Annotated in this window: 16 protein-coding genes; 5 read left to right on the top strand and 11 right to left on the bottom strand. The window is 63.8% G+C overall.

Annotated elements, in window-relative coordinates:
- From mobF to ACNQS7_RS00135, 3 genes are all read right to left on the bottom strand, one after another.
- Window positions 1-767 (bottom strand): MobF family relaxase (mobF, locus tag ACNQS7_RS00125; RefSeq protein ID WP_418011096.1); only part of this gene is annotated, 767 nt, incomplete at its 3' end.
- Window positions 768-1,175: 408 nt separating this feature from the next.
- Entirely contained in the window at window positions 1,176-2,225 is a 1,050-nt protein-coding gene (locus tag ACNQS7_RS00130) for a rep protein (RefSeq protein ID WP_232004250.1), read from the bottom strand.
- 418 nt (window positions 2,226-2,643) lie between these two features.
- Window positions 2,644-2,811 carry a toxin-antitoxin system gene (locus tag ACNQS7_RS00135; RefSeq protein WP_232004251.1) on the bottom strand — a complete coding sequence of 56 codons (168 nt, stop codon included), beginning with the start codon at window positions 2,809-2,811 and terminating at the stop codon, window positions 2,644-2,646.
- 480 nt (window positions 2,812-3,291) lie between these two features.
- Here ACNQS7_RS00135 and ACNQS7_RS00140 point away from each other — a divergent pair, with 480 nt between their 5' ends.
- The 3 genes from ACNQS7_RS00140 (at window position 3,292) to ACNQS7_RS00150 (ending at window position 5,790) form a co-directional block, all read left to right on the top strand.
- Window positions 3,292-3,864 (top strand): ParA family protein, encoded by a 573-nt coding sequence (locus ACNQS7_RS00140; RefSeq protein WP_055577713.1) that lies wholly within the window; start codon window positions 3,292-3,294, stop codon window positions 3,862-3,864.
- A 323-nt stretch (window positions 3,865-4,187) separates the two neighbouring features.
- Complete coding sequence (locus ACNQS7_RS00145) at window positions 4,188-4,919, top strand: NYN domain-containing protein (RefSeq protein WP_055577715.1); 732 nt, start codon at window positions 4,188-4,190, stop codon at window positions 4,917-4,919.
- A gap of 448 nt (window positions 4,920-5,367) precedes the next feature.
- A complete protein-coding gene (locus ACNQS7_RS00150; protein ID WP_065045383.1) occupies window positions 5,368-5,790 on the top strand; it encodes a PAS domain-containing protein in 423 nt (140 codons plus the stop codon).
- Window positions 5,791-5,918: 128 nt separating this feature from the next.
- Here the strand turns inward: ACNQS7_RS00150 and ACNQS7_RS00155 are convergent, their stop codons facing one another.
- From ACNQS7_RS00155 to ACNQS7_RS00165, 3 genes are read right to left on the bottom strand one after another with little or no spacing between them, the layout of a single operon-like run.
- Window positions 5,919-6,608, bottom strand: a complete 690-nt coding sequence (locus tag ACNQS7_RS00155; RefSeq protein ID WP_065045384.1) for a hypothetical protein — start codon at window positions 6,606-6,608, stop codon at window positions 5,919-5,921.
- 50 nt (window positions 6,609-6,658) lie between these two features.
- Window positions 6,659-7,390 carry a TIGR02391 family protein gene (locus ACNQS7_RS00160; RefSeq protein WP_082978053.1) on the bottom strand — a complete coding sequence of 244 codons (732 nt, stop codon included), beginning with the start codon at window positions 7,388-7,390 and terminating at the stop codon, window positions 6,659-6,661.
- Window positions 7,387-7,974 carry a recombinase family protein gene (locus ACNQS7_RS00165; RefSeq protein ID WP_065045386.1) on the bottom strand — a complete coding sequence of 196 codons (588 nt, stop codon included), beginning with the start codon at window positions 7,972-7,974 and terminating at the stop codon, window positions 7,387-7,389. Before ACNQS7_RS00165 ends, ACNQS7_RS00160 begins: the two co-directional genes overlap by 4 nt.
- Window positions 7,975-8,244: 270 nt before the next feature.
- Here ACNQS7_RS00165 and ACNQS7_RS00170 point away from each other — a divergent pair, with 270 nt between their 5' ends.
- Window positions 8,245-8,577: a ClpX C4-type zinc finger protein gene (locus tag ACNQS7_RS00170; RefSeq protein ID WP_269456433.1), complete on the top strand. Its 333-nt coding sequence runs from the start codon at window positions 8,245-8,247 to the stop codon at window positions 8,575-8,577.
- 355 nt (window positions 8,578-8,932) lie between these two features.
- On the opposite strand, the gene ACNQS7_RS00175 is transcribed toward ACNQS7_RS00170, so the two are convergent.
- Window positions 8,933-9,346 carry a PAS domain-containing protein gene (locus tag ACNQS7_RS00175; protein ID WP_065045387.1) on the bottom strand — a complete coding sequence of 138 codons (414 nt, stop codon included), beginning with the start codon at window positions 9,344-9,346 and terminating at the stop codon, window positions 8,933-8,935.
- 123 nt (window positions 9,347-9,469) lie between these two features.
- Window positions 9,470-9,931 carry an anti-sigma factor antagonist gene (locus tag ACNQS7_RS00180; protein ID WP_065045388.1) on the bottom strand — a complete coding sequence of 154 codons (462 nt, stop codon included), beginning with the start codon at window positions 9,929-9,931 and terminating at the stop codon, window positions 9,470-9,472.
- Between the two features lie 162 nt (window positions 9,932-10,093).
- On the opposite strand from ACNQS7_RS00180, the gene ACNQS7_RS00185 reads away from it, so the two are divergent.
- The gene (locus ACNQS7_RS00185) at window positions 10,094-10,867 is read left to right on the top strand and encodes a TetR/AcrR family transcriptional regulator (RefSeq protein ID WP_232004253.1); all 774 of its coding nucleotides are present in this window, start codon (window positions 10,094-10,096) and stop codon (window positions 10,865-10,867) included.
- A gap of 1,056 nt (window positions 10,868-11,923) precedes the next feature.
- On the opposite strand, the gene ACNQS7_RS00190 is transcribed toward ACNQS7_RS00185, so the two are convergent.
- The 3 genes from ACNQS7_RS00190 to ACNQS7_RS00200 form a co-directional block, all read right to left on the bottom strand.
- A complete protein-coding gene (locus ACNQS7_RS00190; RefSeq protein WP_065045389.1) occupies window positions 11,924-12,889 on the bottom strand; it encodes a helix-turn-helix transcriptional regulator in 966 nt (321 codons plus the stop codon).
- Window positions 12,890-13,120: 231 nt separating this feature from the next.
- Window positions 13,121-13,897 (bottom strand): SigB/SigF/SigG family RNA polymerase sigma factor, encoded by a 777-nt coding sequence (locus ACNQS7_RS00195; protein WP_065045390.1) that lies wholly within the window; start codon window positions 13,895-13,897, stop codon window positions 13,121-13,123.
- Between the two features lie 372 nt (window positions 13,898-14,269).
- Window positions 14,270-17,048 (bottom strand): AAA family ATPase (locus ACNQS7_RS00200; RefSeq protein WP_418011095.1); only part of this gene is annotated, 2,779 nt, incomplete at its 5' end.

Here is a 17,048-nt window from a genome sequence, read left to right on the forward strand (position 1 = left end):
GCGGCCAGCTGGTTACGATCCACCCCGGCGATCTCAGCCATCCCGGTATGCGGGTCGATCGGACCCCACTCCAACCCCAGGGACTGGTGGGTTTCATGACGCAGCGTGACCTGGTAAACGATCCCCGCGGCCTTGGCTTCATGATGCAACGACTTGGAGTCAACCGAGACCAACGTGCCGTCGCTGCGAGCCTGCCGATTAGGCAACAGGACATGGGTATGCAGGTGCGGATCCCCCGCCCGCGATGTCTCATGTTGGTAGGCCGCAGCGATCAGACCCGGCAACCGCACAAGGTCTTTAAGACCCGTCGCCGGATTGTGGACCCGGGTGTAGCCGGCATGGCTGTGCAGGTACTGCATGGCTTCGCGCACGGCCACATTGTGCGCGTCCACAAGAGCCTTCTTGGTGACGTCATCAGTGGTCAACGCCCGCCACATCGACACACTTTTCGGGGCGCAAAACGTCAAATCGAAACCATGGGTGGAACGCGCGCTAAACCCCCGCCCCCCTGCCCCGTTGGGGGCGATTCCCTCATCAAGCCACCGCGCCACGACATCCATGTCCGCGGGTCCACCAGCACGATCGGTGGCACTCAAACCCATCAACGCAGCGGCCTTATCGGTGTCCCCGACACACAACCAGACCGGGGCGCGGGTCTCGCCTTCGGAGTAGTACTCAGCCAACCCCCCACCAGCGGGTTGGCGGTCCGCCGCTGAGAGCGCGGCGCGTGCGGTGTCGTTGTAGTAACGCACCGAATACCGCTTCATCGGCGGCGAAATCGTCAGCACCGCAGCACCTCTCACCGCACCATCACCGACCAGGGCGGGAGGGCCGGTGTAGCGGACCAACAGTTCGCCACACCCATGCTTGCATCCCCTTGTGCCAATGTGCCACATCGGAAAACAGAAAGTTTCAGCGAATTGCTCTGCAGTGTCGGCACTCTCGGCGACGACGAACGAAAAAAGCGTAACGGGCGGGAACGAGCGTGAAAACAGCTGACCAGACAAGGATAGTGACGGCCCGGATTAGCGGAAAAGTACGCGCGCGGACGCGGCAAAGTCCGGGTCACCCACAACCGCTCAGGCGCGGCACACCACACGGATGTCCACATGCTCGCAAACCCGCGCGCTGTTTCCCGCCCGGCCGCTACCGAAAGGGAACCGGGAACCCCCGAGTCAGGGTTGCTGACATTGCGTGGTCGGCCGGGCGACGTCAGCGGTGTAGCTCAGGTTGTGAGCCGGGGTTAGCGGTATCAGGGGCGGCCTGCTCGCATCGATGGTGGTGGGTGGACCGGGGTGGGTGCGTTGTGATCGGTTGGCGAGTATGTGGCGGATCTGTTGTTGGGCGGCGGCGATGCGGGCTCGCGATGCCGCGGTGAGAGGTACGGGTCGCGGCGTGTGGTCGAGGCTGTCGGCGGCGTAGCCGCCGGCCTTTGTTGGAGTCTCGGGAGGTGCCCAGGACAGCCGTCGTAGTCGGCTGGATAGGAATGCGCCGGGGTTGGTGATGTGGTCGGGCCAGGTCCATCCGCGGGCACGCATGTCGGCGTTGAGCGCGTCGGTGATGGCCCGTGCGGTCCACACCGTGGGGTCGATGCCGGCGGCGGTGAGGGCATCGCAGATGGTGCCGATGTGGGCGCGGTTGAGGCCGTGGGTGCGGGCGACGAGGGCCGCGGCGAGGCGTTGTGTGACCAGCGGCCGGGGGGTGGTCCGCCTGGGGGGCCGTGCTGGCGGGGTTTGGCATCCGTTTTGGGACATGTGGTGGGCGGGCGCGCTGGCGTGCCCGCTTGGTGAGTTCCTCCCTACGGGAGGGGAAAGACTAAGACCGCCTGATGGCGGTAGGTGGAAATCAGGCTCAGCAGAGTTCGGCGTCGGGTGAGGATCGCGGCGGGGCACCAGGTGGTACACCGAGGGTCGCCGCCCGATGCTGGGGGTGTCCGGTGAGCCGTGACCGCGGTGGGCCTCGATGGCCCAGTGGGAGGCGCGTAGGACTCTCCAGGCGGTGGTTACGGTGCGTACGTCACACCCCGCCCGGGCCGCGATTGTGGCGCGGGTGAGGGCGACGTGGCGGCCGGTGGCGTGGTCGGCGTGCTCGGCCATCACCGTCGCGATCGACAGCAGGGTGGCCGCGGTGATCGATACCCGTTCGGCCGCGCACAGCTGTGCGAGGGCCGGCGAGTGCGCCCACCGGTGGAGGCCCTCGAGCCAGCCGGCACGGCTGGTCCACATCGGCGCCCGCGGCGCGCACGCGCCGGCACGCTCCACCCAGCCGCGACGGCGTTCGGTTGCGAGCGCGCGCAGGACATGCGGTGTGGGCGCAATAACAGCGCCGCCGAGCGGCGTCGGCCACCCACTACTGACCCGAGGTGATCGGGCATTTACGAGATCACGATTTGCGCACTGATTGCGCGCCATTTCTGGAACGCCAGACAGGCATGCGCTACCGTGAGAGCTGTCCACCAAGACAGTCCCTTTCAGGGAAACGGGTACGGAGACCCGAAACCGAGCGCCAACTCGGTTTGAACCTCCAGACGTGGCCCCGTCTAAGACGGGGCCTTCGTCATTCAGCGGGGTATCCGCACACCAGCTATTCAGATGTCACGTATTGGCCCAGGCAGGTCGCGCTATCAGCCCGGGTGTGTACCGGTCACATCGCCAGCGGCAATTCCTCCCTCGATTTGTGGAGTGCAAGAACCAGTTCGGGGTGCCCGACATGCTCGGCTAGTAGGTCCGCGACGTATTGGCCCATCGGGATGCCGAGCTCGGCCGCCCTCTGTTTGACGATGTCGTAGACCATCCGAGGCGGACGCGTCATGATCTGTGCGCGATCACCTTTATGCGGTTGAGCCATGATCAGGACTCTGCCAGTCAAACCAAGCTGTAACTGATAACGACACGCGGTTAGTGCGGACCAGATGTGACGCATGTGGAACTCACGCGGGCGTCCCGCCCCGACAGGCTTGGCGTTTCAATACTCGGCTCGACAAGCGATCGGGATGAGTGCCAGGGCTGCCCCTTCCTCGTAGCGGCCACCACGATCACCACAATGGCGGACCAGGAAGGGGTAGAGCCCCACACGGGCGCCGGGTAGCCCGCAGGTCGTCGTGTCAGGGTCGTCCGGTGAGGATCGCGATGACGGCCTGAATGACCACGCTGAGGATGAAGGCGGCTCTCTTTTTCTGGGCGGAACTGCGCTGTTTTCCATGGCATTGGCCGCTTGATCTTGCGATGACGTAATGGCGTAATGACGTGTCAACGTAGTTACGTCATTACGCTGTGACGTATGGTGTGATGCATGCCTACGATTTCTTTGGTCCATACCAAGGGCGGCGTTGCGAAGACAACGTCCGCGGTGTACCTCGCGACTGCCGCGCAGCGCCGCGGCCGCGACGTCGTGCTTATTGATGCCGACCCGCAGGGGTCAGCGCTGGAATGGGCGGCGGTCGCCGAGGATGATCCATTGCCGTTTCCGGTGGTGCCGGCTCGCCGACCTCTTGACGTAGGCCACCAAGATCTGACGATCGTGGACACTCCCCCGGGTACTGCGCAGGTAATTCAGGAAGCGATCGAGCTGGCTGATCTGGTTGTGGTGCCCACAGGGGCCTCACCGTTGGACGTCCGCCGGGTGTGGCCAACCTTGGAGATCACCGCGCACCGCCCCACGGCGGTGCTGCTGACCGGAGTGGATCTGCGGACCCGGCTAGCCGATGAGGTGAAGACACTGCTGGAGGAAGAGGGCGTGCCGGTGATCGAGACGCGGATTGTTCGCCGCGAGGGCATCCGCCGGGCGTTTGGGGCTACACCAGATCACCTGTACGGCTATGACGACGTGTTCGACGAGCTGATGGGGGCGCTGGTTCATGTCTGATTTGACTTCGAAGATGGCAGCACGGGTTAAGACAGAGCCGGCTAAGCGGGCCGCTGAAGCGTTTCGCTCCCCGACTGATGATATGCAGCGAGCCACGGTCTATCTGCCCCGCGCGACGGTGCGCGGGTTAAAGCAGGCCGCGTTAGACCAGGACACGAGCATGAGCAAAATCCTCACTGACCTAGCTGATCAATGGCTAGCCCAAAATGCAAAGACGTAATGACGTAAGTACGTTATTACGTTGTTGCGTTAATACGCTCTGAACTAACGGGCAGGCTCGCCTGACGGTTGATTTGCACGCCCACGAGTTAGCGTCTGTTTCCATGCGAGTGGGTGTGTACATCGATGGGTTCAATCTGTATTACGGCGGCAAGTTCCTCTGTGGCCCTGGCACGGCCGGGTGGCGATGGCTTGATCTACGCGCCCTAGCGACGCGGCTAATCACCAATCAATCCGCATGGACGGCCGCCACCGTGGAACGCATCGTGTACTGCACTGCGCGCATCTCAGGAGCCGGCAACCGTGTTGGCAGTCAAGAGCAAGATGCCTATCTCACCGCTTTGACCCGCGCCGCCGTTGTGGATCACATCGAAGAGGGCAACTACGTCAACCGTGTCACGTCCGCGCCTCTGGCCACCAAAGACCGGCGCGGGCGCCCGGTCCTCACCACTCCGGCCTGGCCGGTGACTATCAAAGACGGCACCGGGCAGAACGACCCCGACGCGCAATTCTTCGTCTCCGTTGCACGGCGCGAGGAGAAGGGCTCTGATGTCAACGTGGCAGCCCATCTCCTCCTGGACATCCTTGAACAGCGCATAGACGCCGCCCTGGTGATCAGCAACGACAGCGACCTGAAATTCCCCATCCAGACAGCACGCGACCGCGTCCCGGTCGGCACCATAAACCCGACCAAGAATCAAACCGCGGGCGACCTGCGCGGGCTGCCGACAGACGGCGTAGGGAATCACTGGTGGTACCAGCTGGTGCCGGCCGATTTCCAGACCAGCCAGCTTCCTAACCCCGCCGGGGGTGTGCCCAAGCCGGCCCCTTGGTGACATACCCGACAGGAGAGGGGAATTGCGTCAACGCAACGCACGTTGCATAATTGCGCAATACCACCCGTTCCCCGGCAGGGGACGGGTTTTTTCTTGCCTTAAGCAGAGCGCCGTATCAACTCCTTCCACCGAACCGTCATGTGCATCGTGACGTAATGACGTGTATACGTTATTACGTCACAGTGCATACGCTGGTCCGAAGCGCCTGCAGCCCGCCTCCAGGCCGAGCTGCGCTACCCACACACGTCCGCCGCGCTGCACCCACCACTACGCAGCGGCCGACCGTAGCGCGACCGCTATCTCGCTGGCCTCCCCGGCCAAAGCGACCAAGCCCAGTCGCGCTAAGCGCCGATGCCGCGACCCCTCTCAAAGCGATTGGCCCCTTCACGGGTGTGTGACGTGGGTAACATTGAGCCCATTCGCGGGAACAGTGGAGACTAGGGAATCGATGCTCAACGATCAGCATCAAGAACGCCGCCGCCCAGGGCAGGACGGTCAAACACCGCTGAGCACCCTGATCCACTTACCCGCACTCGTGGTCCTCGACCGCATCCCCGTCGCCGTACTCGCCATTTCCCAAGACGGCACCATTCTCTTCGCCAATCCCACATTCGCCAGCATGCTGGGCTACTCCCTCGAATCGCTGCACACTCTCAAATTTTCTGAGCTATTCACCACCTTGCCTACCGACCAATCATCCCCCGTGTCCGTCATGCGACTCCACGGCGGAGAACGCGTCGAGCTGGTACACGCCGACGGCTCAACCGTGCACGCCTGGATGAGCAAATCGGCGCTGCTGCGCGACGATGATCCTGTTGCTCTAGTCACGTTCCAGGACCTCACCGCACAACTCTGGCAACAAAACGGCTAACTCGGTCGCTGTCGTCAAAGTGCAGCTCAGGGCGACGCGCGACCAACCCGCGCGACCTACCTAGCTTCTTTGCCGCGTGTTCCCAATAACGAAGGTTTCTGGGACGCACGCGCCGAGGGGTAGAGGGGCTAGCGCGGCGCTTGCTTCAAATGGGCGTTCAACGTCGTCATCTTTTGCAAGTAGCGGGCCGCCATCTGCAGGTGGGTATAGGCGGTGTCCTCGTCTACGGCAGCGCCGGTTGGGTGGCCGGCATTATTGCGACTGATTCGGAGCAGATCTGCCACCGCATCAAGGGTCAGAGTGTCGGTAAGTCCGTCGGGGAGGTCCATCTGGATAAGCAGCTTGCGCGTTTCGTCGAACTGAGCGGCCATCCTGCTGGTCGAGCTGAACAACAGCTTCGAAAGCTTCGTGGCCTTGACGCCCAATAGGTCGGCGAGGGTGTGTCCAAGCTCGTTCACCACCCGCTCGGATGCGACCCCAAGCATTACTGAGGACGCCAGATAGCACCGCGCGTTAAATGCCCGCAATGCTTCCTCGACGTAGCGAATCGCGACATCATCGACCGGAGGTCGGTGCGCGCGTAGCCGTCCCAGATAACCTTCGACATCCCTGGGTTCCCAGCTACCGCCGCGAACTGCGGACTTGCCGGCGCTGCTGAGCTGCCACAACCAATTACTGGTACCTGAACCTTGTCCAGCGGTGTCCAGGTACACAAGACCCTCGCCGACCAACCCCCATAAGGTCTCCATCACCTGCCGCGGCGGACACTGAAGTTCGGTAGCCATACTGCGTACGAAGTAGCTCTCGCCGAACCGCATGTCAGACCTTTCGAGCGCTCGAAGTACGTAACCACGGATGTCCCTTGGGCTCATCCGAGTTCGGATGGCGCTGGGACAGGGGATGCGTCATGGAACCTGTTTCCGTGCTCGTAACGCATCTGAGTGAGCAGGAGCGAACAGGCACCAATAACGCCCATCGCGTAGCACCTGTGGTCTGCCCGGTCCTGGATCCGGTGAGTGTCGGCATTGCGAAGGGCCTGAGCGATTCCTTGGGCCAAGAACTGCCAACCCTGTTTTTCGCCGTCGGCCAGACCCATCCGATACTCGCCGTTGCTGCCGAAGATGGCGACCGCCAAGTCTTTTCCGACCTCGGTGACGGGCCGGCCGGCCCAGCGCCTAATGCGGTCCTCGGTGAAAATGACGGCTTCCCGTGCTGCCTTTCCCCAGGCCTCGCTTCGGACTTCCGGGGCGACATGTTCCCAGAGCTCGTGGTCGATGCCTGCTTCGTCGGCGACGGGGCCTTCTTCGGCGAGTAACTCAATTTCGGCGACTGCTGCGTCCAAAATCCCTTGTACCTCTGGGACTGTGGCGCGGAAAGTTTGGGTGAAGGCCTCGGTATCGCCGAGGGTGTACATCGACGGTGTCCACTTCGTTCTGACGAATCGCTGTGTGATGTGATGCTTTTCGCCGAGAGCACGTGTGAGCGCCGAACGTGTCCGCGGCTTCCATGAGTTGAACTCAGCAGAACTCGTCGACGGCGGCAGAGTGGCCGCTTCGGCGCGCAGAGCCTTCAATCGGCTGATAGCTTCGGCGTGATTCATGAAATTTCTCCAGCTGCAGAATGCGGTTTGGACAAATAGCGGTACGCGGTAGCGCGCCCGACCCCGAAGGCCGCAGCGAGCTCGACAACCGGTTCGCCGGTCGCAGCCAGCCGCCGCAGCTGTTCTTGGCGCTCCGCACTGAGCTTGTGCGGTTTGGTAGCCGGCATGTTCCGAGCCCGACGCGATTGTCGCGAAACGGCACGACGTTCTTTCCCAAGCTCAAGCTCGAGCTCGGCGAGGGTGGCCATGATGGCGGCCACGGCCCGTCCGGTCGGCGTGCTCGTATCGATGCCCTCGCGTATGGCCCGCAACAGGATTCGACGGTCATCGAGTTCGGCGATGGTCCGGGTGACCTCAGCAACCGAGCGGCCCAGACGGTCGATCGCGGCGACCACCACGGTGTCGCCTTGGCGCGCGTAGTCCAGCAGAGCGGCCAGGCCAGGGCGAACGGTATGGGCGGCCCCAGAAAGTTTGTCGATATAAATCCGCTCGTCCTCGATGCCGGCGGCCGCCAAAGTGATCAGTTGCGCATCGAGGTCCTGACCGGTGGTGCTGACTCGCGCATAGCCGAGGGTCGCCGTCATACTTCCGACTGTCTCACCCACCACCGACAGTGCAGATCTGAGACACGGGGTATGAGACAAGAAATGAGACACCACGACCTGGAGTTACACGCCGAGGGAGTGAGTGTCGAAAAGGTGTCTCGTTTCTCTACAAACGAGATTACGGCCGCCGTCCCTTTTGTAGAGGGCAAAAGCAACGTGTTGTCACCATGCGGGGGTCAGTGGCTAGAGCCGTCCGTTGTGTCAAGGACATCTTGACACAACGGACGATGTTGAAGTTCAATTGCATTCGTGTCGGCGGTCAAGCTTGCGTGCAGTTTCTGCCTGCAAGATGCAACGGTGGTGCAGCGGCTGCTTGCCGGAGCGTCCGCCCACATCTGTGACGCTTGCGTCGACAGCTGTGTACGCATCCTCGCCGACCCGTCGGTGCCGTTTCCGGATTTCAGGTCCGAGGGCGACGCGGCACTTCTTGCCCGGTTGGCGCCGGCAGCTGGGCGCGCTGCCGCAGCTGACACCGGGCTGCGCGGACTAGTAGACACGTTGCGCAGGCGGGGAGTGAGCTGGGCGCGTATCGGACAGGCACTCGGAGTGACCCGACAAGCTGCTTGGGAACGCTTCAACTAAATCTAAATCCCGCGGCTGTGTTACGACAATGGCGAACACGTCCGGCCGAATGAGGTCATCGGCCCACAAATGTCGGTTTCCCGAAGAAAGCGGAACCGCGCGGAAAGCCACCGGCTGCCGAACTGATGAGGTGAGTACGTGGTAGGGGTCCCGCCAGGGGGGCGATGGGAGCGCAGGAGGGGTGTTGTTGGGCGGTGCGTTGGAGGAATTCGGGCCAGGACTCTGACCGCTGCCGAGCCGAGGTTGGTTTAGGCACTGAAGATGGGGGGCGAGGCCGCCGCGACTGGGGCTGGCGAGCGTGTCCGGCTCCCCCCAAAACCCGCCCCTGATAGCCCAGGTAGGAGAAACCTAGGGGCTAGCTGTGGTTTGCCTCCCAGAGCTGTGTGGTCACGTCTTGGACGCCGACGAGGGTGATCGGATCGTCGGTGCGAACCAGCAGTGGTTCACTGACGATCACTTTGAGCACCGAACCGTCCACGTGGTTCACGCCCAACAGCGCACCGGCGTGCTGGCGCACCACCATGGCGGTCGACTGTGACTCGGGAAACGCCAACAGCGCCGCCGCATCAGCGCCGGTGAGGCTGCCGGCGGGGCGGCCGAGCATGTCTGCAAACGCTGGGTTGGCGTAGATGACCGTGTCGTCCTGGACCGCCCAGATGGGCACCGGAAGACGATCGAGCAAGGCTCGTGCGGGCAAACGATCGATATAGCCCAGCGGTGTCGGCGGGGGCGGACGTCGACGATCCGTCACGCTCGGTGTTCCCTCCATCTCCAAAATCCGGGACGAATACCTTAAGCAAACACCGCTGCCGGGTAGCACGAAAGCGTTTTCAAGGGATACACCCGAACAGGACCACGCTGGCAATCCCCCGTCTTCTGGGGTGTGGGCGATTCATACCGTGGAGGTAAGGGCGCTGGCAGTGTCGGTGTGATCAGCACAGTCATACAGTGCGGCCTCAAGATCAGGGTAGAGAGGCAAGTCGGTGTGCCACCTGCCGGCGGTGATCACCCGCGCGGTGGTGGGGTGGGTGCTGATCAGACGCAGGGCGATGCCGCGGTGTCGGCAGCCGATGGCGTGGTCGGCCAATGCGGCGAAGCCGACCGACCCCATGAACTCCAGGGCGGTGATATCGACAATCAAGACTCCCGGTGCGGGGGTGGCGGCCGCGATCTCATCGAGCACACAGGTCCAGGTGTCGGCGTTAGCGGCATCTATTTCTCCGCCTGCGCGCAACAGCACAGCGGCGGCGTTGCGTTCGACGGTGATGCGCAACATGCTGGCCGGGTGGTGCAGGGCCGCGGTCAGGCATTCGCTGAGGTGGGGACCGGGGAAAAACGCGTAGGTGGTGTTCATCGGGGGCGTCCTGAAGGGGTCTCGCGCGCCGAGGCGCGCCAGCGGGTGGTCCCGTCCTACAGGGTTGAAGACGGTGAAGCACACTCAGCATAACCACCTACGTTTACGTTGTAAACTGGGTTGGGTGGTGGAGATCGGCCGTGACCGAAAAAGGTGATGCAGGTGAGCAACAACGGCAATGTACGACCTTTACCATCACCCGACACGGCCCAGCGCAGCCCTGCAGCCGCCAACGACGAGGCGGTCAGCCACGAGCCGGCGACGTTGAGCCGCACGGCCGTGTTGCAGACCGCGGTCGAATTCATCGACCGCCACGGGTTGGCCATGCTGACAATGCGGCGGCTGGGCGCGATGTGCGGGGTGGAAGCCATGGCGCTATACCGCTACGTCCACGGCCGCGGCGATCTGCTCAACGGAGTCGTCGATCACCTTCTGGATCGGCTCTACGCCGACCAGCTGGCCGCCCGGCGCCACGAAGACAGCTGGCAGGACTACTTGACACGCCTAGCCCACGGAACACGCCGGATCGCCCTGCAACATCCGCAGGTGTTCCCCCTAATCGCCACCCAGCCCCCCCAGGCACCCTGGCTACGCCCGCCGCTGCGGAGCCTACGGTGGCTGGACACCTTTCTGGACACACTGAAGGGGTACGGATTCACCGATGCCGCTGCGGTCGCGGCCTACCGGCTCTACACCACGTTCTTGCTGGGGCATCTGCTGCTGGATGTCTCCGCTCTCGGAGCCCCCCTCCATGCCGAAGAAGCCGTCCTCGAGGACGCCGCCCAGCACGCCAGCGCCGACACTGCCCAGTATCGGCATGTACACCGTCTGCAAGCCCTACTGTCCCACGATCACAGCGCCACCGACTTCGACGAATCCCTACATGCGCTCCTGCACCGACTAGACCCCCTACGCACCCCCAGCCCCGCCACTTAAAACCCCTGCCGCATTTACCCGGCCGAGAGCCCGCATTGGGACGAGCCCCACATCACACCAGGTAAAGCGCACAACTTCGCCCGAAACGCGGCGCGGCGTACGCATCGGTTCAACAGGCGGCCGCCGCCTTCCTTTCCACCCTCTGACGGCCCTTGCCGTCCATTTGGTCAACCACCTACTATTGGACTGCCGCACAACAAACACGTGTGTTTCACCGGCAACTTGGTTCTGGGCGTCACGCATCGGCCTACCCCCAGCCCGGTGCGTGACCCCGCCAACGACGGGCCGACCCCTGCTCGGGTATAGGGGTCAATTTCAATTCCCAACGGTGCTTGCCCGGTCATTTCGACTTTCCGGTGTGCCCACAGCTGCCCAGAGCCAACGTCGCTGCTGCGCCTTAAGCCCGTGCCTCATTTGTCCGAAACGCGAAACAACAACGCGCAAAAAAGGAGCCATTTCGCGTCAAATTGATGCGACGCAGGTGGCTCAGCGCCCACTAATTGTCCTGCCGGGCAACCACATCGGCCCTTTCAGCGATGCCCATGATGGGCCGAAAAAGATGGTTATGCCCCGGTGGCTAGCGATAGGTTCGGAGAAACCGGTCGGTTGAATCCACGAGCTGCCCCGGGTCGCGTCAATGCCGCACATGCATTCCAAAACGTTTGGGGACAGCGATGTCAGGACAACTCGCATGATCGTGGCTCGAAATGACGGGGACAGATCAGGTGGACTCAGTAACGGGGACTCGCCAATCCCATCCAACCGCACATCGGTCGCAAACCTGGCCCCGCGAACCTGACCCTCATACGCACACTACTCACAAACTGCGCCCCAGCCAGCGGCTTGAGCCTGGCCGCCATCGGGGGCCCGTGTCTTGGCCCTAAATGAACGTCGCCAACCGGCGCTCATGAACAGCAGGATTGTTGGCATCGTGACCGGCGGGATCTCGATCGGCGGCCCAACGCAATATGCCACTTCGGCGGTAGCGAAACACATCAGCGCCAACGAAGCGTCAACGATGCCGCATGGCATGACCGTGGGTATCTCGCAGGCGCTTTACTCTGCGCGCAAGGTGGCGCGGGGGCTGTGGCCGTACGTTTGCCGGTAATAGGCGGCGAATCGGCCAACTTTGCCAAATCCCCACCGATAGGCAACAGCGGTGACGGTCGCTTGACCGGGGGTGCTGTTAATTAGTTCGGAATGGGCATGGTGCAGCCGTACCCGGCGCAAATATTGCATGGGGGTGCAGTCGAGGTGGCGGCGAAACATCAGTTGCAGGGCGCGAGGGGTGACATAGATTGCCCCGGCGATGTCGGCCAGGCTGATGTCGGTGTGTGCATGGTCGTCAATGTAGGTGATCGCTCGTTGCAGCAGCACCGACGTGGTGTCGTGGCGGTCTTCGATAGTCGGTTCGGTGACCGCGGTGTTCGGAAAATAGGTCAACAGCAGCGCGGCGAGATGATCGGCAGCGGTAGATACCAGCAGCGGATACCCGGGGCGGAGTGGTTGGCTGCGGGCCAACGTGTGGAGATGGCCAATGACGTGGGCGAGGTGGTCGCGGGCAGGTAAGGACAGGGGATACGACCCGGTCAGTCGCACGGGCCGGGGGCGGCGGGCGGGGCCGCTGGTGGCCACTCGCTGCAACAACGAAGGATCGAGCAGGGCCACGTCGAAGTGCGGGCGTTCGCACCGCCCGCTGAACGGCTGATCCGGTTCGCCCATAATCATGACGTCACCGGGACCGTAGGAGACCGTCGAGCCGTCCCGCAGATGTTGACGCACGACGCCTTGATGCACGCAGCTGAGCCGAATCTTGCCCAACGGATTGGTCTGCCAATCCACCGCACAGCTCAGCCCCACCCGGGCAAAATCGAGCGGTCCATACGCGGCTCTGTCAATGCTGAACCGATGCGGTGGTCGTGGGTAGGCTCCAACAAACACAGTGGCGTAGGCGCGAGCCAGGAAGGCTTCGGCCTCCGCAGGATCGCTGCTGGCGAAAACGACCGCCGATTCGGCACCCATGTCTGTGGTTACGGCCCGCAACACTGATCGGTTATTTAACCTTATTTACCCTACGCGCCCGGCCTCAAGGGCGAAACAGCGACATCTTTCCGTTGCCCAGGCGCGACAATTGATAAGCGGGAGGGGCGGTTTGAGGTCACTTTCAAAGGGTCGCCACCGACACGATCCAGCCGCGCGCAATTGCGAGAAGTTGGAGAGGACAGCGAAGGGACGCGGATGCCAAGCAAAATTTCAGCCCACTGCAGCTAGGTCCGGTTGATAGGCGCCGTCACGTACTTTTTGCAGGGCTTGAGTCAGCAGGCGCGACACATGCATCTGCGAACACCCGATACGTTCAGCGATTTCGGATTGTGTCATCTCCTCGAAAAACCGCAATTTAATGACCAGGCGTTCGCGTTCGGGAAGCGCTGCTATCAACGGACGCGCCGTCTGCACGCTAAGCACCCTCTCATAGCGTGAATCCACCGTTCCGTACATGTCACGAAACGCTGTCTCCGAGTCGTTGTCGTGCCCTCGGGGGACGTCCAACGACAACACCTCATAATTAATCCCCGCCACCATGGCATCCACAACCACCTCACGCTCCACCCCCAAGTAGTCAGCGATCTCCGAGGCATTAGGGCACCGGCCCAGCTCCTGCCCCAGCTGTTGGGAGGCCGCATTGATCTGCGGGTGTAAATCTTTGATACGGCGCGGCACTTTCACCGCCCACCCACAATCACGGAAATGGCGTCGAATCAGACCGGTGATCGTGGGCACCGCAAACGCTAGAAACTCCGCACCACGAGCAACGTCAAAGCGGTCAACCGCATTCACCAAACCCAACCGGGCTACCTGAACAAGATCATCAAGACATTCGCCCCGGCCCCGATACCGTCGGGCGATATGGTCCGCCAGCGGCAAACAGCGCTGCACGATCAAATCGCGTTGCCGGCGATATGCCCGCGAACCCCGCTCCATCTCATTCAACGCATCAAACATCTCAGCTACATCTGCGTATTCATTCATTAACGCCACCGATAGTCCTTCAACTCACGCTCGTCGCACGCCCACTACGCCCCGCTGGACATGACGCCGACGTTTACCCCACTAGCCATCAAACGAAACCGGCCGCGTTGGCCGAGCCCCAGATCAAGCAGCGCGGCGCGCCGCCACGGCAGTGAGGATCTGCGAGATTATGAGCGTGACCATGCCGGACGGTCGTCCCATGGGGTCGGTGGTCGCCTTTTCCGGCAGCCGTCGACGCGGCACCCAACAAGTGTGAGGGCAGCTATGCCCTTCAATCCCTCGCACTATTTGGGCACACCCGTGAGGTGCAGTTGCGGCCTCTTGGGCGGCCCGTTATAGGTGAGCGCGGTGTCCGGTGGTGTGACCCGATTTTTAGAGTTCGAGTCCGTAGCTTCGGTTGTGGCTGCGGTGGCGGGAGCGAGTCGTTGTGAGGGCATCGAGTTGTGCTGCGCGGTCGGCGATTTCGTCGAAGTGCGCCAGGAGGTGGTCGCGGCGGCGCAGGAGGTGGTGGGCGGTCTGGTACTCGGGATGATCGAGTGCTGGCGTGGTGGTCACGAGGTGGTGGTTGGCGTGTTCGATGGCGCTGTCGGGGCGGTGGTGGGCGTGGTCGGGGTTGCCCAGGCGCTGCGCCCAGGGCAGAAGGTGATCGGCGGCGGTGGTCAGGGTATGGGCCGGCAGGCGGTGATCGGGGGTGCTGATCAGCAGCAGTTTGGTGTTGGTGGCGGCGGCATGGTCGGCGAGCCAGCACAGGTGGTTGGGGTGCAGGTGATCAGCGTCATCGACGATGATCAGGGTGCCGCGCGGCAGTGCCCAACGTTTGTCCTGAATCTGGGTGCGGGCGCGCTCGACGGTGGTGGTGGTGTCGGCGTAACGGTGGGTTGCGGCGTACTCGCGGGCGTGGGGGGTGGCGGGCAGCGCCAGCACTTTGGGCGGGGTCTTATCGAGTGCCCGGGTGTCGCGGTGCACGGCGGCGGCCAAGGCCGCCAGCAGGGCGGGTTTGTCGGCGCCGGGATACAGGTGCAGGCTTTGCACGGCTTGCAGGCCGTGCGCGATCGCGGTGATCGCGTGGCGGTGGGAGTGGTCCAGGCGGTCCAGGGCGGCGGGGTCCAGGGGGTAGTCGGTGCGAGGGGAAAATCCGCGGCCGGCGCTGTCGAGGAAGTCGATTTCGGCACGCAACCTGGGCAGCTCGGCAGCCAGATCGTAGGTGGCGCGGGCAGCACTGTGGGCGCGGTGGGCGGCGCGTAGCCGGGCGCGGGTGCGCTCGTGGTGATCACGCAGGGCTTGTACGGGGGCGGGTTGGTGGACACGATCGGTGTCGGTGGCGACGTCAAGGACGGTGCGGGCCCGCTCATCGTGAGCCAACACCTGTCGCAATAGGGTGGCGGCGGCGCGGCTGGTGCCGCGCCGGGCGGCATGTATCCCATACTCGGCGAGCACCGCAGCGTGTGCGTGGTCGGCTTCACCGGCGTTGTTCTCATACAGGTAAAGGTGGTTATTGTCGCGGCCGCGGGTCAGCGCGACGTAGGCCAAAGCGCGGGTGGCGCGGTCGCTGAGCACGGCGTGGGCGGTATCAGCGGTGAGGCCTTGGCAGGCGTGCACGGTGACCGCGTAGCCGTGATGGACGTGCTCAGTCAGGTAGTCCCCGGTGAACATCGCACGGGCGCCATCGGTGAGCCGGCGCGCGGCGATGCGGTTATTCGCGGCGTCGATTTTGTAGACCCGCCAGCGGTGGCCATTGCGGACCGGCTCAGCCCCGGTGGCGGTGTCGGCAGCATCCACAACCTGCACCGTGGCGTCGTTGCGGCGCGAGATGACGATGTCGCCGACACCGATCCGGTGCCCGCGGGCACCGGCCACGGTGGGGGCATCGCCGGGCACGGTGTCGTGGTGCAGGCGGGTGTTCAGCGCGTCGCACACCTCCCAGCTATCAGCCATCAACACCGCGTCTTTCCCCGCGCCCCGATCGGCCTGATAGCCGGCGAGCGCGTCGTGGGCCATGGTCAGCCCGTCCCCGGTATGCAGCCGCCCGTGGCTGCGGTACCAGCCGATCGCGCGGCGCAGCGGCGCAGGCCCACCGCTGCGCACCGCCAGGGAGGCAACACGTTCGTCAGGATCACGCATGCGCCACACCTCAGAGAGGCGTTGGGCCCAGGGCAGGTCCTCGACGAGTTGGCCGAACATGCCGGCGCGGGCCTTGACCGGAGCCAGTTGATAGGCGTCTCCGACAAGCACGGTTTTCGTGCCGGCGGCGGTGGCAGCGGCCAGGATTTCCCGCAGATGAGGGGTGCCGACCATGCCGGCTTCATCAACAACCACCAGCGTGTGGGCATCGAACGTCAGCCGGTGGTCGCGGAGGTCTTTGACGGCTTTGGCCACCGTGTAACCGGCATCACCGGCCCCTTCGCGCACCGCCACATCAACAGCTTTGCCAGTCGGTGCCACCACGATCACCCGGGTCTTGCCGCCCCCCTGCGCTGCGGCGCGCAGCGCTTTAAGCGACGTCGTTTTCCCGGCCCCCGCCGGTGCGGCCAGGGGTTGGATCAGCCACGGCGAGGCGGCGATCGCGGTGATCGCCCGGGCCTGATCCGGCGACAACCCGGCGGTGTCCACGAGGTGTTCGTCGAGCACACCGCGGGGATCACGCGCCCCCATCAGCTCCACGATGGCGGCCTCTTCAGCCAACACCGGGGCCACGGTGAACCGGTCATGGCCCTCGCGCTGGTGGGCCTGGCGCGGCTGGTTAATCCGCACCCCCAGGCGCTGGGCCATCGCCTCAAGAAGACCCCGCGGCCCCACCGGTGCACCCGCAACGACGACCGGCATCCGCGCACCGATCGCCTCGATCAAATCCGCGCGAGTAAACGCCGGTTTGTCGATACCCGCCGCGGCGACACGCGCGACCGTCAGCACGTTGACCGAGGCCGTTTCGCGCTGCCGACGCGCCTGGACTTGAGCCCGTTCATCGATCAGGAACACCCCGAAACGGCTGGCCCAGTCCTGACGCAACTCGGCCCACGGCTTGTGCTCAGGCTTGGCCGGGCGGGTCGCGCGCTGAGCGGCCGCCAGCTGCCCCGCCGTGCCCTCGCCGGTCTCGTTGAGGACCAGATGGTGCTGGGCCCACTGGCGCAGCTGGGTGGCCCGTTGAGACCCC

This window comes from Mycobacterium sp. 23 (assembly GCF_048287075.1).
Classification (GTDB): domain Bacteria; phylum Actinomycetota; class Actinomycetes; order Mycobacteriales; family Mycobacteriaceae; genus Mycobacterium; species Mycobacterium gordonae_B.

Excerpts from the sequence above, each read along its gene's own strand:
- ACNQS7_RS00150 (WP_065045383.1), top strand. The coding sequence starts at position 5,368 with ATGCTCAACGATCAGCATCAAGAACGCCGCCGCCCAGGGCAGGACGGT.
- ACNQS7_RS00160 (WP_082978053.1), bottom strand. The coding sequence starts at position 7,390 with ATGAATCACGCCGAAGCTATCAGCCGATTGAAGGCTCTGCGCGCCGAA.
- ACNQS7_RS00180 (WP_065045388.1), bottom strand. The coding sequence starts at position 9,931 with ATGAACACCACCTACGCGTTTTTCCCCGGTCCCCACCTCAGCGAATGC.
- ACNQS7_RS00135 (WP_232004251.1), bottom strand. The coding sequence starts at position 2,811 with ATGACGCGTCCGCCTCGGATGGTCTACGACATCGTCAAACAGAGGGCG.
- ACNQS7_RS00140 (WP_055577713.1), top strand. The coding sequence starts at position 3,292 with ATGCCTACGATTTCTTTGGTCCATACCAAGGGCGGCGTTGCGAAGACA.
- ACNQS7_RS00175 (WP_065045387.1), bottom strand. The coding sequence starts at position 9,346 with ATGGAGGGAACACCGAGCGTGACGGATCGTCGACGTCCGCCCCCGCCG.
- ACNQS7_RS00145 (WP_055577715.1), top strand. The coding sequence starts at position 4,188 with ATGCGAGTGGGTGTGTACATCGATGGGTTCAATCTGTATTACGGCGGC.
- ACNQS7_RS00190 (WP_065045389.1), bottom strand. The coding sequence starts at position 12,889 with ATGGGTGCCGAATCGGCGGTCGTTTTCGCCAGCAGCGATCCTGCGGAG.
- ACNQS7_RS00165 (WP_065045386.1), bottom strand. The coding sequence starts at position 7,974 with ATGACGGCGACCCTCGGCTATGCGCGAGTCAGCACCACCGGTCAGGAC.
- ACNQS7_RS00130 (WP_232004250.1), bottom strand. The coding sequence starts at position 2,225 with ATGTGGACCAGCCGTGCCGGCTGGCTCGAGGGCCTCCACCGGTGGGCG.
- ACNQS7_RS00155 (WP_065045384.1), bottom strand. The coding sequence starts at position 6,608 with ATGCGGTTCGGCGAGAGCTACTTCGTACGCAGTATGGCTACCGAACTT.
- ACNQS7_RS00195 (WP_065045390.1), bottom strand. The coding sequence starts at position 13,897 with ATGAATGAATACGCAGATGTAGCTGAGATGTTTGATGCGTTGAATGAG.